The organism is Paraburkholderia sp. (assembly GCF_036488795.1).
In the GTDB taxonomy this organism is placed as follows: Bacteria; Pseudomonadota; Gammaproteobacteria; order Burkholderiales; family Burkholderiaceae; genus Paraburkholderia.
In genome coordinates this window covers 1-24,348 of the sequence record NZ_DASXHA010000075.1, presented here as the reverse complement: position 1 = coordinate 24,348, position 24,348 = coordinate 1, and the positions used below count along the sequence as shown (strand labels likewise).

Sequence of the window (24,348 nt, the reverse complement as noted above, 5' to 3'; positions counted from 1 at the left end):
CGACGTCGACTTCGGTTATGGCGACCGGCTCGTCCTGTCGAACCTGAACCTGCGCTTCCAGCGCGGTCAGGTGGTGGCGGTCATGGGCGGCTCGGGGTGCGGCAAGACCACCGTGCTGCGTCTGATCGGCGGCCTTGTACGTGCCCAGCGCGGCCAGATCCTGTTCCAGGGGCAGGACATCGGCGAGCAGACGCGCGACGGCCTGTACGCCTTGCGCCGCAAGATGGGCATGCTGTTCCAGTTCGGCGCGCTGTTTACCGATATGTCGGTGTTCGAAAACGTGGCGTTCACACTGCGCGAGCACACTGACCTTCCCGAAGAACTGATTCGCGACCTCGTGCTGATGAAGCTCAATGCGGTCGGTCTGCGCGGCGCGCGCGACCTGGCACCGTCGGAGATCTCCGGCGGCATGGCGCGGCGAGTGGCACTGGCGCGGGCCATCGCGCTAGACCCTGAGCTGATGATGTACGACGAGCCGTTTGCCGGACTGGATCCCATTTCGCTCGGCATCACGGCGAACCTGATCCGGGCGCTGAATCAGGCGCTCGGCGCCACCTCCATTCTGGTGACGCACGACGTGCCGGAATCCTTTGCGATCGCTGACTACGTGTACTTCCTCGCCAATGGCGGCGTGCACGCCGAAGGCACGCCGCAGCAATTGCGCGCGTCGACGGATCCGACCGTGCGCCAGTTCATCGACGGTGCGCCGGACGGTCCGTTCAAATTTCACTATCCCAGCAAAACGCCGCTTGCGGCAGACTTCGGCATCGGCGGGGGACAGGCATGATCAGTACGATCGGGCGTTCGGTGATTGGCGGCCTCGAAACCGCCGGCTATGCCACGCGGCTGTTCTTTCGCCTCGTGCTCGAATTCTTCCCGCTGTTGCGCCGGCCGCATCTTGTCACGAAGCAGATCCACTTCGTAGGTAATTATTCGCTGGTGATCATCGCGGTCTCGGGGCTGTTCGTCGGCTTCGTGCTCGGTCTGCAGGGCTACAACACGCTCAACCGCTATGGTTCGGAACAGGCGCTCGGACTGCTGGTGGCGCTGTCGCTCGTGCGCGAACTCGGGCCGGTCGTCACCGCACTGCTGTTCGCGGGCCGCGCGGGGACGTCGCTGACGGCCGAAATCGGTTTGATGAAAGCGGGCGAGCAACTGACCGCAATGGAAATGATGGCGGTGGATCCGATCAAGGTCGTGGTCGCGCCGCGTCTATGGGCAGGCATCATCTCCATGCCGATTCTGGCCGCCATTTTCAGCGCGGTGGGGATTGGCGGCGGCTATGTGGTGGGAGTGCTGATGATCGGCGTGGATGCCGGCTCGTTCTGGTCGCAGATGCAAGGCGGCGTGGACGTGTGGGCTGACGTCGGCAACGGGGTGATCAAGAGTATTGTGTTCGGTTTTGCGGTGACGTTCATCGCACTCTTTCAGGGTTATGAAGCCAAGCCGACACCGGAAGGTGTATCTCGTGCGACGACCAAAACGGTCGTGTATGGGTCGCTCGCTGTACTCGGTCTCGATTTCCTGCTGACCGCATTGATGTTCGGCTAAAAAACTGCGCGACACGTTTCCCGCCGCGGGTGTCTACCTCCCCGCGTCGTGCAGGAGGCGTTGTCTGCGCAACGGATTCTCTTTGGGATGACGATGAAAAAGACTGCTCTCGACTTCTGGGTCGGCCTGTTCGTGGTGCTGGGTTTCATAGCGCTGCTGTTCCTCGCGCTGAAAGCCGGCAACATGAGCTCGTTGTCGTTTCAGGCAACCTACCCGGTCAAACTCAAGTTCGACAATATCGGCGGACTGAAGGCGCGCGCGCCGGTGAAGAGCGCGGGCGTGACGGTGGGCCGGGTCGACTCGATCGGCTTCGATACCAATTCGTATCAGGCTCTCGTGACCATCGACCTGGACAAGCAGTATCCGTTTCCCAAGGACACGTCGGCGAAGATCCTGACCTCGGGCCTGCTCGGCGAACAGTACATCGGCCTCGAGCCGGGCGGCGACAGCGAGATGCTGAAGGCCGGCGACACGATCTCGATGACGCAGTCGGCCATCGTGCTCGAAAACCTGATCGGACAATTCCTGTATAGCAAGGCGGCGGATTCAGGCGCATCGAAAGCCGGCGCGTCTGCAGCACCCCCCGCGCCGGCGGCACCGGCACTGCCCGCCTCAGGCGCGGCGGGTCAATAAGGAGAACAAGAATGCAGACCATGCGCGTCCGTATCGCGGCGCTGGCACTGGCCGCGACGATGCTGGCCGGTTGTACGACGGTGCAGACACCGACCAAGGGCGATCCGCTCGAGGGCTTGAACCGCACCGTGTTTACTTTCAACGACAAGGTCGACCAGTACGCCCTGAAGCCGGTGGCGAAGGGCTACGTCTGGATCACGCCGCAGCCGGTGCGCGACAGCGTGACCAACTTCTTCTCGAACATCGGCGACGTCTACATTGCGGCCAACAACCTGCTGCAGTTGAAGATTACCGATGGCGTCGAAGACATCATGCGGATCGTCATCAACACCGTGTTCGGTGTAGGCGGCCTGTTCGACGTGGCGACGCTCGCAAACCTGCCCAAGCACGACAACGACCTCGGCCTGACGCTGGGTCACTACGGCGTACCGTCGGGTCCGTATCTGGTGCTGCCGCTCTTCGGGCCGAGCACGGTGCGCGACGCGGTCGGTTCGATCGGCGCCTACTATGTCAATCCGCTGTCGTACATTCATCCGGACGGCCTGAGCTGGGCGCTGTACGGCGTGAACCTGATCAACACGCGCGCCAACCTGCTGAACGCGGGCGACGTGCTGGAAGGCGCGGCGCTCGACAAGTACTCGTTCGTGCGTAACGCCTATTTGCAGCGCCGTAATTATCTGCTGTCGGATGGGAGGGGCAAGAGCTCGCCGTTGCCGGACTACGGCGACAACGCCTCGCTGCCGAAATACGAAGATGTCGACGGCGGCGCGGCCGCAGGTGCTGGCGGCGCAGCAGCGAAGCCGGCTTCGGGCGCCGCTGCAGCAGCGACACCGCCGCAGACCGGCGCGGCGGCGCCGCAAGCGGCGTCGGCTGCCGCGCCCGCTTCAGGTGCCGAAGAGACGCCGCCGCTCGATCTCAATGGTGGACCGGAGACGACGCAGGTGCCTGCCGACCAGGTCGTACCGCCGCGTCTGAACTTTCCGACGTTCAAGTTGCATTGATGGTGCGACCGTAACACCTCGATACGACTCTCGCAGTTTGCACGTGGATTGCCAGTGAACTCGCGTGCTAATGTCGGCTCCAAGGTTTGCACTATTCTTTCAGCAAGGCTCGATATGAAAAAATTGTTCCTGATTCCGGTTTTTGCAGCATTGTTTTCGTTTGCCAGCGGTGCCTATGCGCAAACCGTCGACAGCAGCGTGCCCGACGTCCTGGTCAAAACTGTCACCCAGCAGGTGGTGGACACGATCCGTTCCGACAAGTCGATCCAGCAGGGCGACATCAACGAGATCACCAAGCTCGTGAACGAGAAGATCCTGCCGTACACGGACTTCCGTCGCACGACGCAGCTGGCCATGGGCCGCAACTGGCGCAGTGCCACGCCTGAACAGCAAAACGCCGTGGTCGAGCAGTTCAAGATGCTGCTGATCCGCACGTATTCGGGCGCGCTCGCGCAGGTTCGCAATCAGGAGATCCAGTACAAGCCGTTCCGCATGAATCCGGACGACACCGACACGGTGGTGCGTTCGGTCGTGATGAACAACGGCTCGCCGATCGAACTGGACTACCGCCTGTACAAGACGCCGCAAGGCTGGCGCGTGTACGACATCAACGTGCTCGGCGCATGGTTGATCCAGGCCTACCAGCAGCAGTTCAACGAACAGATCCAGCAACATGGCATCGACGGGCTGATCCAGTTCCTGACGCAGCGCAATCAGCAGCTTGCTGCGGGTAAGCAGTCGTGAGCACAGCGGTAAACGCCGAAGCCCCGGTTGCGAACCGCTTCGCAACCGGCACGACGCTGACCCACGCAAGTGCGAAGGCCGCGCTTGAGTCGGGTCTGCTGCGGATCGCGGCGGGCGCGACCGAAGTCGACTGCGCGCCGCTCGCGCAGTTCGATTCGTCGGCGCTCGCTGTATTGATCGCATGGCAACGCGCCGCGCACGCGCGCGGCGTCGCGCTCGAGGTCGTCAACCTGCCGGCTGGTCTCGCGAGCCTTGCACAAGCCTACGGCGTCGACAGCCTCCTCTGTCGACATTGACGCTCCTCTGAGGTCCCGGACGTCCTGTCCGAATCCCCCCGCGCAAGTCGGGGCTTCCAACTTTGCCCTATAATCAAACGTTTTTTGGGGCTCAGTTTGGGTCAAAAGCGCGCCCCAATTTCATTCCCTCCAGCATTTTGCCCCTTTCAGGCGCCGTGATCCAAAGCGGCGCACAGTCATGCCAGCCATAGAAATTCGTAACGTCAAGAAGCGCTACAAAGATCTCCAGGCGCTCAAGGGCGTCAGCCTTACGGTGGAAGAAGGCGAGTTTTTCGGACTGCTCGGTCCGAACGGCGCGGGCAAAACGACGCTCATCAGCATACTGGCCGGTCTCGCGCGCGCCGACGAAGGCAGCATCGCGGTACGCGGTCATGACGTCGTGACGGATTTCCGCGACGCACGCCGCGCACTGGGCGTGGTTCCGCAAGAACTCGTTTTCGATCCGTTCTTCACGGTGCGCGAGACCTTGCGTATTCAGTCCGGCTACTACGGTCTGCGCAACAACGACGCGTGGATCGACGAAGTGATGGCCAATCTCGACCTCACCGAAAAGGCCGACGCCAATATGCGAGCCTTGTCGGGCGGCATGAAGCGCCGCGTGCTGGTCGCGCAGGCGCTGGTGCACCGTCCGCCGGTCATCGTGCTCGACGAGCCGACCGCCGGGGTCGACGTCGAATTGCGTCAGACCTTGTGGAAATTCATCTCGCGTCTGAATCGCGAGGGGCACACGATCGTGCTGACCACGCACTATCTGGAAGAAGCCGAATCGCTGTGCGACCGCATCGCCATGTTGCGGCGCGGCGAAGTGGTTGCGCTCGAGCGCACCAGCGCGCTGCTGCAACGCTTCGCCGGCATGCAACTGTTCCTGCGGTTTTCGCAAGGCGTTTTACCCGCTGAATTGCGGCTGCTGGAAGTGGAAGCCGGCACGAGCAACGGCAATGGCCGGCATCATCTGCTGCGCTTGTCGAGCTACGACGAAGTCGAGACGATTCTGGCGCAATGCCGCGCCGCGGGTTGTACGTTCGAAGAGATCGAGGTCCGCAAGGCCGACCTCGAAGATGTGTTTGTTCAGGTGATGAACGGTCCGGAAGTGATCGAGGGGCTTGCATGAGCGGCTACAGTAGTGGATTCGGCACGCTGTTTTACAAAGAAATCCTGCGCTTCTGGAAAGTCGCGTTCCAGACCGTTCTGGCTCCGGTGATCACCGCGCTGCTGTATCTGACCATTTTCGGCCACGCGCTGCGCGGTCATGTGCAGGTCTACCCGGGCGTGGAATACACCAGCTTCCTGATTCCGGGCCTCGTGATGATGAGCGTGTTGCAGAACGCGTTCGCCAACAGTTCGTCGTCGCTAATCCAGTCGAAAATCACCGGCAACCTGGTGTTCGTGCTACTGCCGCCGCTGTCCCACTATGAGATGTACTTCGCGTACGTGCTCGCTTCAGTGGTGCGCGGTCTTGCGGTCGGCTTCGGGGTGTTCATTGTGACGATCTGGTTTGTGCCGGTGAGCTTCAATCAGCCGCTTATCATCATCGCGTTTGCGGTGCTGGGGGCGGCCATTCTGGGCACGCTGGGTCTGATTGCAGGCATCTGGGCCGAGAAGTTCGACCAGCTCGCTGCGTTCCAGAACTTCCTGATCATGCCGCTCACGTTCCTGTCGGGCGTGTTCTATTCGACGCACACATTGCCGCCCGTGTGGCGCGAAGTGTCGCGCCTCAATCCTTTTTTCTACATGATCGACGGCTTTCGCGCCGGTTTCTTCGGGATGTCGGATATCGACCCGCTCCTGAGCCTTGCGATTGTCTTTGGTTTCTTCGTGGTGCTGGCCGTGGTGGCGATGCGCATGCTCGCTTCCGGCTACAAACTGCGCCACTGATTAGGAGCGTTTTTCATGTTGCCGACTCCCGAACTGGTCAAGCAATACATCGAAGCTGGGCTTGCCTGCCAGCATCTCGAAGTCGAAGGCGACGGTCAGCATTTCTTTGCGACCATCGTGTCTCCGAGCTTCGAAGGCAAGCGTCTGATCCAGCGTCATCAACTCGTTTATGCGGCGCTCGGCGACCGCATGAAACAGGAAATCCACGCGCTCAGCATGAAGACGCTGACGCCTGCCGAATGGCAAAACGCGTAATCTGGAAAGTTAGTGCGAATTACACAAGATAAGCGCGAAGCCGGTAGCGGCGCCGCCACAGCAAGTCATGCAGCCCCGGCAGCGAGCCGGATCGATCAGGAAACGACAGGTATGGACAAACTCGTCATTGAAGGCGGCCAGCGGCTGGCCGGTGAGATCGTCGTGTCAGGGGCGAAGAACGCCGCCTTGCCGATCCTCTGCGCCGGTCTGTTGAGCGCGCAACCGGTTCATCTCGAGAACGTGCCTGACCTGCAGGACGTCCGCACCACGCTCAAGCTGCTCAACCAGATGGGCGTGCGTACCGAATCCTCCGAATGCCGCGTGTCGCTTGACGCGTCGCGTGTCGACAACCTCGTCGCACCGTATGAACTGGTGAAGACGATGCGCGCGTCGATTCTCGTGCTCGGCCCGCTGCTCGCGCGCTTCGGCGAGGCGAAGGTGTCGCTGCCGGGCGGCTGCGCGATCGGTGCACGGCCGGTGGATCAGCACATCAAGGGCCTGCAGGCGATGGGCGCTGAAATCACCATCGAGCATGGCTTTATCGAAGCGCGCGCGAAGCGTCTGAAGGGCGCGCGCATCGTGACCGACATGATCACCGTCACGGGCACCGAAAACCTGCTGATGGCCGCGGTGCTGGCCGACGGCGAGACCGTGATCGAGAACGCCGCGCGTGAGCCGGAAGTGGGCGACCTCGCGCATCTGCTCGTGCAGATGGGTGCGCAGATCGAAGGCATCGGCACGGACCGGCTTGTGATTCAGGGCGTCGACAAGTTGCACGGCGCGAAGCATACGGTGATTCCGGATCGCATCGAAGCCGGCACGTTCCTGTGCGCGGTCGCCGCTGCCGGCGGCGACGTGGTGTTGCGCCACGTGCGTCCGTTGATCCTCGAAGCCGTGACGGAAAAGCTGCGCGAAGCGGGCGTGACGATCGAGGAAGGCGACGACTGGATGCGTGTGCGGATGGACAAGCGTCCTCACGCGGTGAACGTGCGCACTTCGGAATACCCGGCGTTTCCGACCGACATGCAGGCCCAGTTCATGGCGCTTAATACGATTGCGGACGGTACTTCGCAAGTCGTCGAGACGATTTTCGAAAACCGCTTCATGCACGTGCAGGAACTGAACCGTCTGGGTGCGAACATCACCATTGACGGCAACACTGCGCTCGTGACGGGTGTGCACCAGCTGTCCGGCGCCAAGGTGATGGCCACGGATCTGCGCGCCTCCGCCAGCCTCGTGATCGCCGGTCTGTGCGCGGACGGCGAAACGCTGATCGACCGTATCTATCACCTCGACCGTGGCTACGATCGCATGGAATCGAAGCTCACGGCCGTCGGCGCGAAAGTGCGCCGCATTGCTGGGAGCCAGGCATGAGTTCGGTGCCGCAAACCTCGGCCTCGCCGGCTGCGCGTGCGCCGCTTACGCTCGCGCTGTCAAAAGGGCGTATCTTCGAAGAGACCCTGCCGCTGCTTGCCGCGGCCGGTGTGCAAGTGGCGGAAGATCCGGAAACGTCGCGCAAGCTGATCCTGCCGACCACCGACGCCAACCTGCGCGTGATCATCGTGCGCGCGACCGACGTCCCCACCTACGTCGAATACGGCGCCGCCGACTTCGGCGTGGCGGGCAAGGACGTGCTGCTGGAACATGGCGGCAGTGGCCTGTATCAGCCGGTGGATCTCGACATTGCGCGCTGCCGCATGTCGGTTGCCGTGGCGGCGGGTTTTGATTACGCGAGCGCGGTGCGCCAGGGTGCGCGACTGCGTGTCGCAACCAAATATGTGGAAACCGCACGCGAGCATTTCGCTGCGAAGGGTGTGCACGTCGACCTCATCAAGCTGTACGGGTCGATGGAGCTCGCGCCGCTGGTGGGCCTCGCCGACGCGATCGTCGACCTGGTGAGTTCCGGCGGCACGTTGCGTGCAAACAATCTTGTCGAGGTGGAGGAGATCATGCAGATCTCGTCGCGCCTCGTTGTGAACCAGGCTGCGCTCAAGCTCAAGCGCGCGGCGCTGCGGCCGTTCCTCGACGCGTTCGAACGCGCCTCGAAACGCGGCAGCGCAGCGGCCTGAGCGCGGCCGACGGCGGCCAGACAGTGCGCCACTGTGCGTGATCGTGCTTAAAGCGCGCCTTACCGAAACGGATACCAGCATGTCTATCAAGATTCGCAAACTCGACTCCAGCGCTCCTGACTTCCATCAGGCGCTGCACGCGGTGCTCGCGTTCGAGGCGAGCGAAGACGAGGCGATCGAACGCTCGGTCGCGCAGATCCTGGCCGACGTGAAAGCGCGCGGCGACGAAGCGGTGCTTGAGTACACCAACCGCTTCGATCGTCTGCAGGCACCGAACGTGGCCGCACTCGAGCTGCCGATGACGGAGCTCGAAGCCGCGCTCGAAGGCCTCGATCCGCGCCGCCGCGCGGCCCTCGAAGCCGCCGCCGCGCGGGTGCGCGGGTATCACGAGAAGCAGAAGATCGAATGCGGCAGTCATAGCTGGCAGTACACGGAAGCCGACGGCACCGTGCTGGGCCAGAAGGTGACGCCGCTCGACCGCGCCGGCATCTATGTACCGGGCGGCAAGGCGGCCTATCCATCCTCGGTGTTGATGAACTCGATTCCGGCGCGCGTTGCCGGCGTGCGCGAAATCGTCATGGTGGTGCCGACGCCCGACGGCGTGAAAAATCCGCTAGTCCTTGCCGCTGCGCTGCTGGGCGGCGTGGACCGCGTGTTCACGATTGGCGGTGCGCAGGCAGTCGGCGCGCTCGCTTACGGTACCGCAAGCGTGCCGGCCGTCGACAAGATCTGCGGTCCGGGCAACGCGTATGTCGCGTCGGCGAAGCGCCGCGTGTTCGGCACGGTCGGCATCGACATGATTGCGGGTCCGTCGGAAATTCTCGTGCTGTGCGACGGCACCACGGATCCGCGCTGGGTTGCCATGGACCTGTTCTCGCAGGCCGAGCACGACGAACTCGCTCAATCCATCCTGCTGTGCCCGGACGCCGCCTTCATTGGCCGCGTCCACGAGGCCATCAACGAGCTGCTGCCCACCATGCCGCGCCAGGACGTGATCCGCGCCTCGCTCGAAGGGCGCGGCGCGCTGATCAAGGTGCGTGACATGACCGAAGCCTGCGCGATCGCCAACGACATCGCGCCGGAACACCTCGAAATCTCCGCGCTGGAGCCGCATCAATGGGGCAAGCTGATCCGTCATGCCGGCGCGATCTTCCTTGGCCGCTACACCAGCGAAAGCCTCGGCGACTACTGCGCCGGGCCCAATCACGTGCTGCCTACGTCTCGTACCGCACGGTTTTCGTCGCCGCTCGGCGTCTATGATTTCTTCAAACGGTCGAGCGTGATCGAAGTCAGCGCGGAAGGTGCGCAGACGCTGGGTGAAATTGCCGCGGAACTGGCGTACGGCGAAGGTCTGCCGGCCCACGCACGCAGCGCCGAATACCGCATGAAACAGACCGGCTGAGCCGCGGCCGGCAGGTGCGAAAACGAGCGCAGAACGCAGACTCGACGCGAACCCGGCGCAAACGCAATTCTGCCGGCACACAATCAGACTATTGACCAACCAGGGCGGCTCTCGCACCGCCCTTGCATGGCCGGCGCCCTGTGTGGCCCGGTCCGCTGATCCATGACGACACCACAAGACATCATTCGCCGCGACGTGCTCGCGATGACGAGCTATCCGGTTCCGGACGCCACGGGCTTCGTGAAGCTCGACGCCATGGAAAACCCGTTTGCTCTGCCGGCGCCGCTCGCGGCGCAGCTCGGCGAACGCCTCGCAGGGATTGCGCTGAACCGCTATCCGGCGCCGCGGCCCGAAGCGTTGCTCGCGAAGCTCAAGCGGGCGATGAACGTGCCCGCAAACTGCGAAGTGCTGCTCGGCAACGGCTCGGATGAAATCATCAGCATGGTGTCGATGGCGTGCGCCAAGCCCGGCGCGAAAGTGCTCGCGGCCGTGCCGGGCTTCGTCATGTATCAGGTATCCGCGCGGCTCGCGCATCTGGAATTCGTGGGCGTGCCGCTGCAGGCGGATTTCAGCCTGGACACCGAGGCGATGCTCGCGGCGATCGCCGAACATCAGCCGGCCATCGTTTATCTGGCGTATCCGAACAACCCGACCGGCACGCTCTACGACGACGCGGACATGGAGCGCATCATCGCCGCCGCGGACAAGAGCCTCGTGGTGATCGACGAGGCGTATCAGCCGTTCGCGCAGAAGAGCTGGCTGCCGCGCGCCGACGCGTTCGACAACGTGGTGGTGATGCGTACGGTGTCGAAGCTGGGTCTTGCGGGCATTCGGCTCGGCTACCTGGTGGGACGCGCAGCGTGGCTGACCGAGTTCGACAAGGTGCGCCCGCCATACAACATCAATGTGCTGACGCAGGCTACGGCCGACTTCCTGCTCGATCATCTCGACGTGCTGGACGCCCAGGCCGCGCAACTGCGCGAAGAGCGCACGAAACTGGCGCAGGCGGTGGGCCAGTTGCCGGGCGCGCAAGTGTTCCCGAGCGCCGGCAACTTCCTGCTGGTGCGTGTGCCTGACGCCTCCGTCATGTTCGAGACCCTGCTGACGGCACGGGTTCTGATCAAAAACGTGAGTAAAATGCATCCATTGCTGGCGAATTGCGTGCGTCTGACGGTCGGTTCCCCTGAAGAAAACGCGCAATTGCTGGCGGCACTGAAACTCGTGCTGCATTGAACGGCGTGCCGTCGCGCCGCGTTCCGCATGGCGGCCGCGACGCATTCGGCGTTCCCCCCAACTCCCCATTTTTCATAGTTCGATTCGAGGAATTACCATGCGCCAGGCGGAAGTCGTTCGCGACACTAGCGAAACGCAGATCCGTATCAAGATCAATCTGGACGGCACCGGCAAGCAAAAGCTCGCCACCGGCGTGCCGTTCCTCGACCACATGCTCGACCAGATCGCGCGGCATGGTTTGATCGATCTCGACATCGAGGCGCATGGCGACACGCATATCGACGACCACCATACGGTCGAAGACGTCGGCATCACGCTGGGCCAGGCGGTCGCGAAGGCGGTGGGCGACAAGAAGGGCATTCGTCGCTACGGACATTCTTATGTGCCGCTCGACGAGGCGCTGTCGCGCGTCGTGATCGATTTTTCCGGTCGCCCGGGCCTCGAATTCCATGTGCCCTTCACGCGTGCGCGCATCGGTACGTTCGACGTCGATCTCTCCATCGAATTTTTCCGCGGCTTCGTGAATCACGCCGGCGTGACGCTCCACATCGACAATCTGCGCGGCCTGAATGCCCATCATCAGATGGAAACCGTGTTCAAGGCGTTCGGGCGTGCTTTGCGCATGGCTGTCGAGCTGGACGAACGCGCGGCGGGGCAGATTCCGTCGACCAAGGGTAGTCTGTAAGCAGCCTGGCAGGACGAACCGGACCGGGTGCGCGCCCTGCGTGCGCCCGGCTTGCGATGGATATCCTCAAGTCGTTTATTTCGCTGCTGGCGCTGATCAATCCGGTCGGCGCCATTCCGTTCTTCCTGAGCCTCACGGCCCAGCAGTCGGACGGCGAACGGCGCAGGACGATTCGAATCGCAGCGATCTCGGTGTTCTGCGTGATTACGGTGACGACGCTGCTCGGCCAGCAGATCATCAGCTTCTTCGGCATTTCGGTCGGCTCGCTGCAGGTGGGCGGCGGCATCATCATGCTGCTGATGGCGATCAATATGCTGAACGCCCAGATCGGCAACAGCCGTTCGACGCCGGAAGAGCGTGACGAGGCCGAGCACAAGGACAACGTCGCCGTGGTGCCGCTCGCGATCCCCCTGCTGACGGGGCCAGGTGCAATCAGCACGGTGATTATCTATTCGGCCGACTCGCCACATTGGTACGACCGCGTTAGTCTGATCGTGATTGGCGCGGTGCTGGCGGCGATCTGCTTTTTTTCGCTGCGTCTGGCCGAACCGATTGCCCGTTGGGTGGGTCGCACGGGTATCAATATCGGCACGCGGCTCATGGGTTTGATGTTGTCGGCGCTGGCGGTGGAATTCATCGTCGACGGTCTGAAGGCGTTACTGCCTAACTTGAAATGAAAACTTCGATTGCGATTGTGGATTACGGAATGGGCAACCTGCGGTCGGTCGCCCAGGCCTTGAGGAAAGCGGCGCCGGAAGCGGATGTGGCGATCGTCGACCAGCCGGAAGCGATTCGCGCGGCCGACCGGGTCGTGCTGCCCGGCCAGGGCGCGATGCCTGACTGCATGCGCAGCCTGGGCGAATCCGGCCTGCAGGACGCGGTGCTCGAAGCGTCGCGCAGCAAGCCGCTGATGGGCGTGTGCGTGGGCGAGCAGATGCTGTTCGACTGGAGCGCCGAGGGCGACACGCGCGGCCTTGGCCTGTTGCCCGGCAAGGTGGTGCGTTTCGACCTGGCAGGCCAGCTGCAGGACGACGGCTCGCGCTTCAAGGTGCCGCAAATGGGCTGGAACCGGGTCCGCCAGGCGCAGCCGCACCCGCTATGGGAAGGCGTTGCCGACGGCAGCTTTTTCTACTTCGTCCATAGTTACTACGTGGTGCCGGACAACGTGTCGCACACGTCCGGCGAAACCGTGTACGGTGTGCCCTTTACCTCGGCCGTGGCGCGGGATAACATTTTTGCGACCCAATTCCACCCGGAAAAGAGCGCCGATGCCGGCCTGCGCGTGTATCGCAACTTCGTGCACTGGAACCCGTGAGCGCCATTCTTCTGCCGTCCCGTTCTGCCGTGTGCCGCGTACCCCATTGCGCGGCAAGCGCGGCGCTATGCGTATTGGCGCACGTGCCGCGAGCTGGCGCCGGCCGGGGTGCTGAAAGAGTTGTACTAAACTAGCGAGACAGCGCCCGCGCAGGCTAATCCGCCGGCCGGGGCTTTTCGACCTTAAACCTTCTTCCCTGACTACACCCGATTGCTATGCTGCTGATTCCCGCCATCGACCTGAAAGATGGTCAGTGTGTACGCCTCAAACAGGGCGACATGGACCAGGCGACGATTTTCTCCGAGGAACCGGCGGCAATGGCCCGACATTGGGTCGACCGCGGCGCCCGGCGCCTGCATCTCGTCGACCTGAATGGAGCATTCGCCGGTAAGCCGAAGAATGAAGACGCCATCCGCGCCATCATCGAGGAAGTCGGCGGTGAGATTCCCGTCCAGCTGGGCGGTGGGATTCGCGACCTGAACACCATCGAACGCTATCTGGACGACGGTCTGTCGTACGTGATCATCGGCACGGCGGCGGTGAAAAATCCCGGCTTCCTACAGGACGCGTGCACGGCGTTTGGCGGCCACATCATCGTCGGTCTGGACGCGAAAGACGGCAAGGTGGCGACCGACGGCTGGAGCAAGCTGACCGGCCACGAAGTCGCCGACCTCGCGCGCAAGTTCGAGGACTACGGCTGCGAGTCGATCATTTATACGGACATCGGCCGTGACGGCATGCTGCAGGGCATCAATATCGACGCCACGGTGCGCCTTGCACGCGCGGTAAAGATTCCGGTGATCGCAAGCGGCGGCCTGTCAAATATGGCCGACATCGAAGCGCTGTGCGAAGTCGAAGTCGAAGGCATTGAAGGCGTGATCTGCGGCCGCGCGATCTATTCAGGCGATCTGGATTTCGCCGCGGCGCAGACGCACGCAGACAAACTGCGCGAATCGGACGACGCCTGAAGGCGCGCGGCATCGCGCCTGTGCATGTACTGGGCAGTCCGCGAGTAGTGCGACGCAGGGCGCGCCGGCTTTCAGGCGCAGCCCGGTCCGGCACGGCAACGCGCGCCGGCCCTTGTGCCGCTCGCTCATGAGCGGCCTCATCAGCGGTATTGGCAAGAAATTGCAAGATCATGGCTCTAGCTAAACGCATCATTCCCTGTCTCGACGTCACGGCTGGACGCGTGGTCAAGGGCGTCAACTTCGTCGAACTGCGCGATGCGGGCGACCCGGTCGAAATTGCCCGCCGCTACGACGATCAGGGTGCCGACGAACTCACCTTCCTCGACATCACCGCCACTTCCGATCAGCGCGACCTGATCCTGCCGATCATCGAAGCGGTTGCCTCGCAGGTGTTCATTCCTCTGACGGTCGGCGGCGGCGTGCGCGCGGTCGAAGACGTACGGCGCCTGCTGAATGCCGGCGCGGACAAGATCAGCATGAACTCGTCGGCGGTCGCCAATCCGCAGCTGGTGCGCGACGCGACGGACAAGTACGGTTCGCAGTGCATCGTGGTGGCGATCGACGCCAAACGCGTTTCAGCAGACGGCGAGCCGCCGCGCTGGGAAGTCTTCACGCATGGCGGGCGCAAGGCGACCGGGCTGGAGGCGGTGGAGTGGGCGCGCAAGATGGCCGAACTGGGCGCGGGTGAAATCCTGCTGACCAGCATGGATCGCGACGGTACCAGGAGCGGCTTCGACCTGGCGCTTACGCGCGCGGTGTCGGACGCGGTGCCGGTTCCGGTGATCGCCTCGGGCGGGGTCGGCTCGCTGCAGCATCTGGCGGACGGCATCAAGGACGGCCACGCGGACGCCGTGCTGGCCGCCAGCATTTTCCACTATGGTGAACATACGGTCGGCGAAGCCAAGCGCTTCATGGCCGGACAAGGCATTTCGGTGAGGTTGTGACGTGGTGAACCCAACAGCAGTGGACTGGCTCGACAAGGTGAAATGGGACGCGAACGGCCTCGTGCCGGTGATCGCGCAGGAAGCCTCGAGTAACGACGTACTGATGTTCGCGTGGATGAACCGCGAGGCGCTCGCCAAGACGGTCGAAACCGGCCGTGCGGTGTATTTCTCGCGCTCGCGTCAGCGTCTGTGGTTCAAGGGCGAGGAGTCCGGTCACGTGCAGCATGTGCATGAAATCCGGCTCGATTGCGACGAGGACGTTGTGCTGCTGAAGGTCGAGCAGGTCTCGGGCATTGCGTGCCACACCGGGCGCCACTCCTGTTTTTTCCAGAAATTCGAAGGTACGGTCGACGACGGCGACTGGGTCGCCGTAGATCCGGTGCTGAAAGACCCCGAACACATCTACAAATGACACAAATCTCCCAATTGACCAACGACACGCTGCTGCGCCTCGCCGCGATCATCGACGGCCGCAAGGGCGGCGACCCCGACGTTTCCTACGTTTCACGCCTGTTCCACAAGGGCGACGACGCCATCCTCAAGAAAATCGGCGAGGAAGCGACGGAAGTGGTGCTTGCCGCCAAAGATGTGCGTCAGGGCGGCGCACCATCCGCCCTGGTCGGCGAAGTGGCCGACCTGTGGTTCCATTGCCTCGTGATGCTGTCGCACTTCGAGCTGGGGCCGGCCGACGTGCTCGCCGAACTCGAACGCCGCGAGGGTACTTCGGGCATCGAAGAAAAAGCGCTGCGCAAGAGCCGCGAGCGCGAACAGAACGGCGACTGAGCAGGGCGTTGCAGCAACGGTGCTTCAGGTAGGCCGCGCCGGCTGCGCGGCCGGCGTGCCGCAGCGTCATGCGGCGCGTTCAGCTGGCCCAACCCGCAGCCTCACCCGTTTCACCAGGAGGAAGCATGGAACAGTCGCAAGGCGGATACCCGCCGCCGTCTTACCGCAATGCGCTCGAATCCGACCGGGAACGCAGCATGCGGACTTTGACGCATGTCCTGTACGCGCTGTATGCGGTCTACTGGCTGACGGGCGGGATCTCGGTGCTGATCGCCATCATCATCAACTATGTGAAGCGGCCGGATGTGGTGGGCACGCCATACGAGGCGCATTTCCAGTGGCAGATCCGCACCTTCTGGTGGTGCATGCTCGGTTATCTGATTGGCGGCCTGCTGTTTTTCGTCGTGATCGGGATTCCGATCCTGTGGGCTGTCGGTATCTGGATGTTGTACCGTATCATCAAGGGCTGGCTGTATCTGTACGATAACAAGCCGCTTTCGGATCCGCGGGCGTGGTTCTGACGCTTCATGGCCACCTCGCTTGCTTGCGCATCAGGATTACCGCTTCAGGAATACCATGAGCCACGATTCAAACTGCCTTTTCTGCAAAATCGCCGCGGGCGAGATTCCGTCGACCAAAGTCCATGAAGACGACGAGTTCGTCGCGTTTCGTGACATCCGTCCGGCGGCCGAAACCCATGTGCTGGTGATTCCGCGCAAGCACATTGCAACACTGTCCAACTGCACCGAAAGCGATGCGCCGCTGCTTGGTAGAATGCTGGTATTGGCGGCGCGCCTTGCCGACCAGCTCGGCGTGGCTTACACCGGTGGCGAGACCGGCTTTCGCACGGTGATCAACACCGGGCCGGGCGGTGGGCAGGAGGTGTATCACCTGCATGCGCATATTCTGGCGGGACCGCGGCCGTGGCAGCGGATGGGCTGAGCGCCGGCAAGCCGTGAACACGCAGCACGTAGTCGGGTTCAGCGGAAGGTTTTTGGTTGCGCATCATGGCGGGCGGTTGGGCGAGGGCGGTTTTCGCTGCAATGTAATGCCGTCGTCGTGATGATCTGAACACAATAATGCGCAGGGCCGCTGGCCGGATCCAAAGCAGCGGCGGCAACCTATAGATGAGACGTACGCGTCTCGATTCGGGCCGTAAAGGCGCAGATTTTCGCCGCGTCACAACGCGACGGCGGGGTTAAGGAGAGTAGTCATGGGTTCGTTGAGTATTTGGCACTGGCTGATCGTTTTGCTGATCGTTGCACTGGTGTTCGGCACAAAGAAGCTGCGCAACATCGGCGGCGATCTGGGCGGTGCAGTGAAGGGCTTCAAGGAAGGCATGAAAGAGGCGGAGACGCCTGCAAGCGACGCGCAACAACGCGAGCTGCCGCGCACCGACACGGTTGATGTCGACGCAAAAGAAAAGACGCCGCGCTCAGGCGATTACCGCTAAGCCGCGGTCCAACCGCGCACTGACGGAAACCACCATCCATGCTGGACCTCGGTCTCACCAAGATGGCGCTGATCGGCGTCGTCGCGCTGGTCGTGCTCGGGCCGGAGCGCTTGCCGCGCGTCGCCCGTACGGCGGGGGCGCTGTTTGGCCGCGCGCAGCGTTATATCAACGACGTGAAAGCCGAAGTCACGCGTGAAATCGAACTCGACGAATTGCGTCGCATGAAGACCGAGTTCGAATCGGCGGCGAGTAACGTCGAGAGCACGATCCACGACAATCTGCGCAAGCACGAGAGCGAGCTGAACGACGCGTGGAATTCGGGCTCGTCGGTGAGTCCAAGCATTGCCGGCGGCGCGGCGCTGGAAGATGCCAGCGGGTCGTCCATGTCCGGTTCGTCCACGTCCAGCACCACCTCCTGGCCCAGCACGCCTGCCGCAGCGGCACCCAGGCGCAAGAACTGGCGCGTCAAGCAAACCGCCATGCCGACGTGGTACAAACACGCCACCACGCGCCGCACGCGCGTGCAGTCAGGCGCGGCGCGCGTAGCGCGCCACACGCCGGCCACTTTGCGCAGGCCGACCCGTTTCTTCTGATGACCCTAGCGATAATCTCCTACCGAGGGCCGGTGTGAGCGACCCCCAGCAAACCCAGAGCGAAGGCACTGAAGAGACCTTCATTTCGCATCTCGTCGAATTGCGCGACCGCATCATTCGCGCCGGCATCGCCGTCGTCGTGGTGTTTCTCGGCCTTGTGTACTGGGCCCCGGACATCTTCCGGCTGCTCGCGCGGCCCCTGATGCAGAATCTGCCGAGCGACGGCAAGCTGATCGTCACCGACGTCACCGGCTCGTTCTTCGTGCCCATGAAAGTGACCATGCTGGTGGCGTTCGTGATCGCGTTGCCCGTCGTGCTGTACCAGATCTGGGCGTTCATCGCGCCAGGCCTCTATCAGCATGAGAAGAAGCTGGTGGTGCCGCTGGTAGGCAGCAGCTACATACTGTTTCTGTGCGGCATGGCGTTCGCGTACTTCGTCGTCTTCCCCACCATCTTCCGCGTGATGGCGCACTACAACGCGCCGCTCGGCGCGGCGATGAACACCGACATCGACAATTACCTCAGTTTCGTGATGACCATGTTCATCGCGTTCGGGGTGACCTTCGAGGTACCGATCGTCGTCGTGTTGCTGGTCCGCATGGGCATCCTGTCGGTGAAGAAGCTGCGGCAGATCCGTCCTTATGTGATCGTCGGCGCGTTTATCGTTTCCGCCGTCGTGACGCCGCCGGACGTGTTTTCTCAGCTGATTCTCGCGGTTCCGCTCATCGTCTTGTACGAGGCGGGGATTATCGCGGCGCGGCTGATCGTCGGTAAGCAGCCGGAACTGGAAGAGGCGGAAGACAAGGAAGAGGCGTCGAGCTAAGCGTGTCGTGAGGGCGGCCGGGGCACTTTGCCTGGTCGGAATCCGCCAACTGACGGCTGATAACTGACAACCGACAGCTGACAACCGACAGCTGACAACTCAATCCCGACACCTCACCAATCAATGCCTGGCATGCAAAAAGGGCAGTCCGTCATGGACTGCCCTTTTTAGTTTGCTGAGGCGGGCTGGTGTGCCGCACTCCGCAAGCGTCGCTTAACCGCCGTCGTCGCCCTGATCTTCGCTGTTGTCGTCAGCCGGCTGTTTCGGTGGCGGCGGGCGCTTGCCGATCATCACGTTCAGGTCCATCTCGCGATTTTTGCGCACGAGGTGAATCTTCGCGTCGGTCCCGGGTTTGATCTGCGCAATCAGGTTCAGGAGGCGCGTCGTATCGGTGATGTCCTGACCGTTGACGCTCACCAGAATGTCTCCCGGCTTGATGCCGGCGCGGTCGGCGGGACCGTTCTTCAGCACACCGGCCACGATTGCCCCCGACTTCTGCTCGAGACCGAACGACTCCGCGATCTCCGGCGTCACGTCTTGCGGTTCGACGCCAATCCAGCCGCGCGTCACCGAACCGGTGGTGATGATGCTCTCCAGCACGCTGCGCGCCGTCGACACGGGAATCGCAAAGCCGATCCCCAGCGAGCCGCCCGAGCGCGAGTAAATGGCCGTATTGATGCCGAGCAGGTTGCCGTTGACGTCCACCAGCGCGCCGCCCGAATTGCCCGGATTGATGGCCGCATCGGTCTGGATGAAGTTTTCGAAAGTATTGATGCCGAGGTGATTGCGCCCGAGCGCGCTGACGATGCCCATGGTCACCGTCTGGCCGACGCCGAACGGATTGCCGATGGCCAGCACGACGTCGCCCACCCGCGTCTGCTCCATGCGGCCGAGCGTAATGGTGGGCAGGTTGGTCAGGTTCACCTTGAGCACGGCCAGATCGGTCTCAGGATCGACGCCGATGACCTTGGCAGTGGTCGTGCGGCCGTCCGCGAGGGCGATTTCGATCTGATCCGCACCGTCGACCACGTGCTGGTTCGTTAGAATGTAACCTTCCGAACTCACGATAACGCCTGAGCCGAGATTGGCCGCGGGTTGTTCCTGTTGCTTGCGGTTGTTGTTCTTGTCGCCGAAGAAGTAGCGGAAAAGCGGGTCTTTGGCGCGAGGGTCGGGCGGCAAAGAGCCGTCCTTGCTGGAGAACACGTTGACGACCGCAGGCGAAGCCTTCTGCGCGGCGTCGGCATAGGACGCCTGTGCGGGGCCGCTGCTACCGATGCCAGGCGCCACTTCCCGCAGTGCGACGATCGGTTCGGCGAGTTGCTTGCCGAATTGCCCTTGCCGCTGCAGCCATTGCGGTTTGAGGGTCGCAATGATGAACATCAGCGCCAACAGCACGGTCACCGCTTGGGCAAAGAACAGCCAAAAGCGTCTAAGCATCTGAAGATTAGAGGTTTATATGGATCGGATCGAACTTGAATTGTACTTGAACAAAGTTCTTGAAACCGCGCGCTTCAAGGACTACTGCCCCAATGGTCTGCAGGTCGAAGGGCGCCGCCGGGTCAACAAACTGGCCACCGGCGTGACGGCGTCGCTGGCGTTCCTGGAGGCCGCGCTCGATTGGGGCGCGGACGCCGTGCTGGTCCATCACGGCTACTTCTGGCGCAATGAAGCGCCGCAGGTCACCGGCCGCAAGTACGCGCGGCTCAAGGCCCTGCTGGCCAATGACCTGAACCTGTTTGCCTACCACCTGCCGCTCGACGATCACCCGGAATTCGGCAATAACGCGCAACTCGGCGCGAAGATGGGCTGGATCGGCGAGTCGCGCTTCGGTGAGAACGACATTGGCTGGCTGGCCACGCTCCCCATGCCGGTCACGCTGGCGCATTTCACCGCCGAGGTCGAGGAGACGCTCGGCCGCACGCCGCTGGTGTTCGGCGACCCGGATCGCGAACTGCGCCGCGTCGCGTGGTGTACGGGCGCCGCGCAAGGCTACTTCGACGCGGCCATCGACGCCGGCGCCGACGTCTATCTGACCGGCGAAGTCTCGGAACCCAGCATGCATACTTCGGCCGAGAGCGGCGTCGCTTTCCTCGCCGCCGGCCACCACGCCACGGAGCGTTTCGGCGTCCAGGCGCTCGGCGCGCATTTATCCGAATCGTTTGATATCGAGCATCTCTTCATTGATATTCACAACCCCGTCTGATTAGTGAACGAAAAGGCGCGAAATACGCAGGGTGCACTTAAAACGAAGTGCCAAAAAGTTTCTGATAGCCCCGGGGAAACCCTTGGATATCAATGACTTCGCACGCTTTTTGGTAATCGGGCCTTGTAAATGGCGACTCCATTCGAGCAAACTAGCGTCGGTAGAAGCGACGTGAAGGAAAAATCCAACTCAGAAGTGGGGCGTGTGATGCGAGACAAAGAAGATGAGCTCGTCGACGGTAGCCGCCGTACCTGGCTGATTGCGACGACCGTAGCAGGTGGCATAGGAGGTGTGGCCACTGTCGTACCCTTTGTTAGTTCGTTTGCACCATCTGAAAAGGCCAAGGCGGCAGGCGCGCCGGTCGAGGCCGATATTAGCAATCTGAAGCCCGGCGACATGATGACGGTTGCCTGGCGGGGCAAGCCGGTCTGGATCATCAACCGCACGGACCGCATGCTCGCCGACGTGCAGAAAGCCGACACCGAAGTAGCCGATCCCCATACCAAGAACCCCTTCTCGATGCCGCTGCCGGAGTACTGCAACAACGAATTCCGCTCGCGGCCGGATCACAAGAACCTTTTCGTCGCCGTTGCCGTGTGCACCCATCTGGGTTGCACGCCGACGCCACGCTTCCAGGAGGGCGCGCAGCCCAATCTTCCCGACAACTGGCCCGGAGGCTTTCTGTGCCCGTGCCACGGTTCGACCTACGACATGGCCGGCCGCGTCTTCAAGAACAAACCTGCGCCGCAGAACCTGGATATCCCGCCTTACATGTTCACGTCGGCTACCCAGCTCGTGATCGGCAAGGACGAGAAAGGAGAAGCGTAAATGGCGATCGAACACGAAGTGGAGACAACCGGGCTGGCCGGCTGGATCGACCGCCGCTTTCCGATGACGGCGACGTGGAAGAAGCACGTCTCCGAGTATTACGCGCCCAAGAACTTCAACTTCTGGTACTTCTTCGGGTCGCTGGCGCTGCTGGTGCTGGTCAATCAGATCGTCACCGGCATTTTCCTCACCATGAACTACAAGCCCGATGCGACGCTCGCGTTCGCTTCGGTCGAGTACATCATGCGCGAGGTGCCGTGGGGCTGGCTGATCCGTTACATGCACTCGACCGGCGCGTCGATGTTTTTCGTGGTTGTCTACCTGCACATGTTCCGCGGGCTGCTATATGGTTCGTACCGCAAGCCGCGCGAACTGGTGTGGATCTTCGGCTGCGCGATCTTCCTGTGCCTGATGGCCGAAGCCTTCTTCGGCTACCTGCTGCCGTGGGGCCAGATGTCGTTCTGGGGCGCGCAGGTGATCGTGAACCTGTTCTCGGCGATTCCGTTTATCGGGCCGGATCTGTCGTTGTGGATTCGCGGCGACTACGTCGTCTCGGACGTCACGCTGAACCGCTTCTTCGCGTTTCACGTGATCGCGATTCCGCTGGTGCTGATCGGCCTGGTGGTCGCCCACCTGGTGGCGCTGCACGAAGTGGGCTCGAACAACCCGGACGGCGTGGAGATCAAGGCGAAGAAGGACGCGAACGGTATTCCGCTCGACGGCATCCCGTTCCATCCGTACTACTCGGTGCACGATTTCATGGGCGTGACGGTGTTCCTGCTGATCTTCGCGGCGATCATTTTCTTCGCGCCGGAGATGGGCGGCTACTTCCTCGAGTCGAACAACTTCGTCCCGGCCAACCCGCTGCAGACGCCGCCTGAGATCGCGCCGGTGTGGTACTTCACGGCGTTCTATGCGATGCTGCGCGCCACCACCGATCCGTTCAAGATCGTGCTGATGGTCGTGATTGCGTTGCTGGGCGTGCTGGCGGTGATCCGGGCCCGCGGCAAGTGGCAGGCGGGGTTGCCGGTGCTGGCGGTGCTGGTGATCCTGGCCATGTTCTTCACCGAATCGAAGTTCTGGGGCGTGGTGGTGATGGGCAGCGCGGTAGTCTCGCTGTTCTTCCTGCCGTGGCTGGACCGCTCGCCGGTCAAGTCGATCCGCTACCGGCCGTTCTTCCATAAGGTGTTTTACGGCATTTTCGTGCTGGCTTTCCTGACGCTGGCGTTCCTCGGAACCAAGCCGCCGTCGCCGGCCGCCACCCTGATTGCGCAGATCTGTGCGCTGGTTTATTTCGCGTTCTTCCTTGGCATGCCGTTCTGGACGCCGCTTGGCAAGTTCAAGCAGCCGCCCGAACGGGTGCGGTTCAAGCCTCACTAATCGCTGGCCTTGGAGACACGAAGATGAAAAAACTGCTTTCGAGGCTGGCGGTGCTTGGCGCCGCCACGCTCACCCTGGCGTTCGCACTGGTTGCCGCGCCGGCGCACGCGGACGAATTCCCGCTCGACCGCGCGCCCGATAACGCGGACAATTTTGCTTCTTTGCAGCACGGCGCCAAATTGTTTGTAAACTACTGCCTGAATTGCCATAGCGCGAACCTGATGCGCTATAGCGGATTGACCAGTTTGGGCATTACGCCGCAGGAAATTCAGGCAAACCTGCTTTTCACCACCGATAAAATCGGCAACACCATGACGGTGGCCATGAAGCCGGATGACGCGAAGGCGTTCTTCGGTGCAACGCCGCCGGATTTGTCGGTGGAAGCGCGGGCGCGCAATCGCGACTGGTTGTACACGTATTTGCGCAGCTTTTATCGCGACGATACGCGGCCAACCGGCTGGAACAATCTGGTGTATGAAAACGTGAGCATGCCTCACGTCTTGTGGCAGCTTCAGGGGCAACGTACGGCGAAGTTCGAGGACGATGTCGACGAAAGGACCGGGGAAAAAGTCCGCAAATTCGTCGGTTATCAGCAGATCACGCCTGGGACGCTGTCGCCGGTGGATTATGATTCGGATGTGGCCGACCTCGTGTCGTACCTGTCCTGGATGTCCGAACCGACGCAGCAAACCCGCCACCGGCTTGGCGTGTGGGTGCTGTTGTTCCTCGGGATCCTGAGCTTTTTCGCCTGGCGATTGAACGCCGCGTACTGGAAAGATATCAAATAATCACGCCGTAACCGGCGTGGGGCCGGCGCAAGGAAAAACCTGCTGGACGGTTTTTCTGCGTGCTGGCCCTTCAGCTTTTTGAGGAAACGTAAACATGATGGTTCTGTATTCCGGCACAACTTGCCCGTTCTCCCAGCGATGCCGGCTGGTGCTGTTCGAAAAGGGCATGGACTTCGAGATCCGCGACGTCGACCTGTTTAACAAACCGGAAGACATCGCTGTGATGAATCCGTATGGTCAGGTGCCGATCCTCGTCGAACGGGACCTGATTCTGTACGAATCGAACATCATCAACGAGTACATCGACGAACGCTTCCCGCATCCGCAGCTGATGCCGGCCGACCCGGTGCAACGCGCCCGCGCGCGCCTGTTCCTGCTCAATTTCGAGAAGGAACTGTTCGTGCACGTCGGCACGCTCGAAAACGAGAAGGGCAAGGCGGCCGAGAAGAATCACGAAAAGGCTCGTCTCGCGATCCGCGATCGCCTGACGCAGCTCGCGCCGATTTTCCTGAAGAACAAGTACATG

At 62.2% G+C, this 24,348-nt stretch carries 31 protein-coding genes; 30 read left to right on the top strand and 1 reads right to left on the bottom strand.

Annotated elements, in window-relative coordinates:
* From VGH41_RS10115 to tatC, 25 genes are all read left to right on the top strand, one after another.
* Window positions 1-787 (top strand): ABC transporter ATP-binding protein (locus tag VGH41_RS10115; RefSeq protein ID WP_331597262.1); only part of this gene is annotated, 787 nt, incomplete at its 5' end.
* A complete protein-coding gene (mlaE, locus tag VGH41_RS10110; RefSeq protein WP_331597261.1) occupies window positions 784-1,551 on the top strand; it encodes a lipid asymmetry maintenance ABC transporter permease subunit MlaE in 768 nt (255 codons plus the stop codon). The genes VGH41_RS10115 and mlaE, both read left to right, overlap by 4 nt.
* Window positions 1,552-1,644: 93 nt before the next feature.
* Window positions 1,645-2,184 (top strand): outer membrane lipid asymmetry maintenance protein MlaD, encoded by a 540-nt coding sequence (gene mlaD, locus VGH41_RS10105; protein ID WP_331597260.1) that lies wholly within the window; start codon window positions 1,645-1,647, stop codon window positions 2,182-2,184.
* An 11-nt stretch (window positions 2,185-2,195) separates the two neighbouring features.
* Window positions 2,196-3,185 carry a VacJ family lipoprotein gene (locus tag VGH41_RS10100; RefSeq protein ID WP_331597259.1) on the top strand — a complete coding sequence of 330 codons (990 nt, stop codon included), beginning with the start codon at window positions 2,196-2,198 and terminating at the stop codon, window positions 3,183-3,185.
* Window positions 3,186-3,299: 114 nt separating this feature from the next.
* Complete coding sequence (locus VGH41_RS10095) at window positions 3,300-3,929, top strand: ABC transporter substrate-binding protein (RefSeq protein ID WP_331597258.1); 630 nt, start codon at window positions 3,300-3,302, stop codon at window positions 3,927-3,929.
* Window positions 3,926-4,225 carry an STAS domain-containing protein gene (locus VGH41_RS10090; RefSeq protein WP_331597257.1) on the top strand — a complete coding sequence of 100 codons (300 nt, stop codon included), beginning with the start codon at window positions 3,926-3,928 and terminating at the stop codon, window positions 4,223-4,225. The genes VGH41_RS10095 and VGH41_RS10090 overlap by 4 nt, the downstream gene beginning before the upstream one ends.
* Window positions 4,226-4,403: 178 nt before the next feature.
* Window positions 4,404-5,336 carry an ABC transporter ATP-binding protein gene (locus VGH41_RS10085; protein WP_331597256.1) on the top strand — a complete coding sequence of 311 codons (933 nt, stop codon included), beginning with the start codon at window positions 4,404-4,406 and terminating at the stop codon, window positions 5,334-5,336.
* On the top strand, window positions 5,333-6,100 hold the full coding sequence (locus tag VGH41_RS10080) for an ABC transporter permease (RefSeq protein ID WP_331597255.1): 768 nt from the start codon (window positions 5,333-5,335) through the stop codon (window positions 6,098-6,100). Before VGH41_RS10085 ends, VGH41_RS10080 begins: the two co-directional genes overlap by 4 nt.
* 15 nt (window positions 6,101-6,115) lie before the next feature.
* A complete protein-coding gene (locus VGH41_RS10075) occupies window positions 6,116-6,355 on the top strand; it encodes a BolA family protein (protein WP_331597254.1) in 240 nt (79 codons plus the stop codon).
* 111 nt (window positions 6,356-6,466) lie between these two features.
* Window positions 6,467-7,729, top strand: coding sequence for a UDP-N-acetylglucosamine 1-carboxyvinyltransferase (murA, locus tag VGH41_RS10070; protein ID WP_331597253.1), 1,263 nt, complete (start codon window positions 6,467-6,469; stop codon window positions 7,727-7,729).
* Entirely contained in the window at window positions 7,726-8,424 is a 699-nt protein-coding gene (gene hisG, locus VGH41_RS10065; RefSeq protein ID WP_331597252.1) for an ATP phosphoribosyltransferase, read from the top strand. The genes murA and hisG overlap by 4 nt, the downstream gene beginning before the upstream one ends.
* Before the next feature lie 79 nt (window positions 8,425-8,503).
* On the top strand, window positions 8,504-9,826 hold the full coding sequence (gene hisD, locus VGH41_RS10060; protein ID WP_331597251.1) for a histidinol dehydrogenase: 1,323 nt from the start codon (window positions 8,504-8,506) through the stop codon (window positions 9,824-9,826).
* Between the two features lie 162 nt (window positions 9,827-9,988).
* On the top strand, window positions 9,989-11,059 hold the full coding sequence (gene hisC / locus VGH41_RS10055; protein WP_331597250.1) for a histidinol-phosphate transaminase: 1,071 nt from the start codon (window positions 9,989-9,991) through the stop codon (window positions 11,057-11,059).
* A 97-nt stretch (window positions 11,060-11,156) separates the two neighbouring features.
* Window positions 11,157-11,744: an imidazoleglycerol-phosphate dehydratase HisB gene (gene hisB / locus VGH41_RS10050; RefSeq protein ID WP_117338061.1), complete on the top strand. Its 588-nt coding sequence runs from the start codon at window positions 11,157-11,159 to the stop codon at window positions 11,742-11,744.
* Between the two features lie 56 nt (window positions 11,745-11,800).
* Complete coding sequence (locus VGH41_RS10045) at window positions 11,801-12,421, top strand: YchE family NAAT transporter (RefSeq protein WP_331597249.1); 621 nt, start codon at window positions 11,801-11,803, stop codon at window positions 12,419-12,421.
* Window positions 12,418-13,059: an imidazole glycerol phosphate synthase subunit HisH gene (hisH, locus tag VGH41_RS10040; RefSeq protein ID WP_331597248.1), complete on the top strand. Its 642-nt coding sequence runs from the start codon at window positions 12,418-12,420 to the stop codon at window positions 13,057-13,059. The genes VGH41_RS10045 and hisH overlap by 4 nt, the downstream gene beginning before the upstream one ends.
* A 215-nt stretch (window positions 13,060-13,274) precedes the next feature.
* Window positions 13,275-14,027, top strand: coding sequence for a 1-(5-phosphoribosyl)-5-[(5-phosphoribosylamino)methylideneamino]imidazole-4-carboxamide isomerase (gene hisA, locus VGH41_RS10035; RefSeq protein WP_331597247.1), 753 nt, complete (start codon window positions 13,275-13,277; stop codon window positions 14,025-14,027).
* 170 nt (window positions 14,028-14,197) lie between these two features.
* A complete protein-coding gene (hisF, locus tag VGH41_RS10030; RefSeq protein ID WP_331597246.1) occupies window positions 14,198-14,971 on the top strand; it encodes an imidazole glycerol phosphate synthase subunit HisF in 774 nt (257 codons plus the stop codon).
* Between the two features lies 1 nt (window position 14,972).
* Complete coding sequence (gene hisI, locus VGH41_RS10025) at window positions 14,973-15,383, top strand: phosphoribosyl-AMP cyclohydrolase (protein WP_331597245.1); 411 nt, start codon at window positions 14,973-14,975, stop codon at window positions 15,381-15,383.
* 5 nt (window positions 15,384-15,388) lie between these two features.
* Window positions 15,389-15,754, top strand: coding sequence for a phosphoribosyl-ATP diphosphatase (locus VGH41_RS10020; RefSeq protein WP_331597265.1), 366 nt, complete (start codon window positions 15,389-15,391; stop codon window positions 15,752-15,754).
* Window positions 15,755-15,879: 125 nt separating this feature from the next.
* Entirely contained in the window at window positions 15,880-16,275 is a 396-nt protein-coding gene (locus tag VGH41_RS10015) for a DUF4870 family protein (RefSeq protein ID WP_331597244.1), read from the top strand.
* A gap of 55 nt (window positions 16,276-16,330) precedes the next feature.
* A complete protein-coding gene (locus VGH41_RS10010; protein ID WP_331597243.1) occupies window positions 16,331-16,696 on the top strand; it encodes a histidine triad nucleotide-binding protein in 366 nt (121 codons plus the stop codon).
* 271 nt (window positions 16,697-16,967) lie between these two features.
* Window positions 16,968-17,207: a Sec-independent protein translocase subunit TatA gene (tatA, locus tag VGH41_RS10005; protein WP_331597242.1), complete on the top strand. Its 240-nt coding sequence runs from the start codon at window positions 16,968-16,970 to the stop codon at window positions 17,205-17,207.
* 38 nt (window positions 17,208-17,245) lie between these two features.
* Entirely contained in the window at window positions 17,246-17,800 is a 555-nt protein-coding gene (gene tatB, locus VGH41_RS10000) for a Sec-independent protein translocase protein TatB (protein WP_331597241.1), read from the top strand.
* 34 nt (window positions 17,801-17,834) lie between these two features.
* Entirely contained in the window at window positions 17,835-18,623 is a 789-nt protein-coding gene (tatC, locus tag VGH41_RS09995) for a twin-arginine translocase subunit TatC (RefSeq protein WP_331597240.1), read from the top strand.
* Between the two features lie 213 nt (window positions 18,624-18,836).
* Here the strand turns inward: tatC and VGH41_RS09990 are convergent, their stop codons facing one another.
* Complete coding sequence (locus tag VGH41_RS09990) at window positions 18,837-20,060, bottom strand: Do family serine endopeptidase (RefSeq protein WP_331597239.1); 1,224 nt, start codon at window positions 20,058-20,060, stop codon at window positions 18,837-18,839.
* 19 nt (window positions 20,061-20,079) lie between these two features.
* On the opposite strand from VGH41_RS09990, the gene VGH41_RS09985 reads away from it, so the two are divergent.
* From VGH41_RS09985 to VGH41_RS09965, 5 genes are all read left to right on the top strand, one after another.
* Window positions 20,080-20,826: a Nif3-like dinuclear metal center hexameric protein gene (locus VGH41_RS09985; RefSeq protein ID WP_331597238.1), complete on the top strand. Its 747-nt coding sequence runs from the start codon at window positions 20,080-20,082 to the stop codon at window positions 20,824-20,826.
* A 207-nt stretch (window positions 20,827-21,033) separates the two neighbouring features.
* Window positions 21,034-21,654, top strand: coding sequence for a ubiquinol-cytochrome c reductase iron-sulfur subunit (gene petA, locus VGH41_RS09980; RefSeq protein ID WP_331597264.1), 621 nt, complete (start codon window positions 21,034-21,036; stop codon window positions 21,652-21,654).
* Window positions 21,655-23,034 (top strand): cytochrome bc complex cytochrome b subunit, encoded by a 1,380-nt coding sequence (locus VGH41_RS09975; RefSeq protein ID WP_331597237.1) that lies wholly within the window; start codon window positions 21,655-21,657, stop codon window positions 23,032-23,034.
* A gap of 23 nt (window positions 23,035-23,057) precedes the next feature.
* A complete protein-coding gene (locus tag VGH41_RS09970) occupies window positions 23,058-23,822 on the top strand; it encodes a cytochrome c1 (protein WP_331597236.1) in 765 nt (254 codons plus the stop codon).
* Window positions 23,823-23,916: 94 nt separating this feature from the next.
* A partial coding sequence (locus tag VGH41_RS09965; RefSeq protein ID WP_331597235.1) for a glutathione S-transferase N-terminal domain-containing protein occupies window positions 23,917-24,348 on the top strand: 432 nt, incomplete at its 3' end.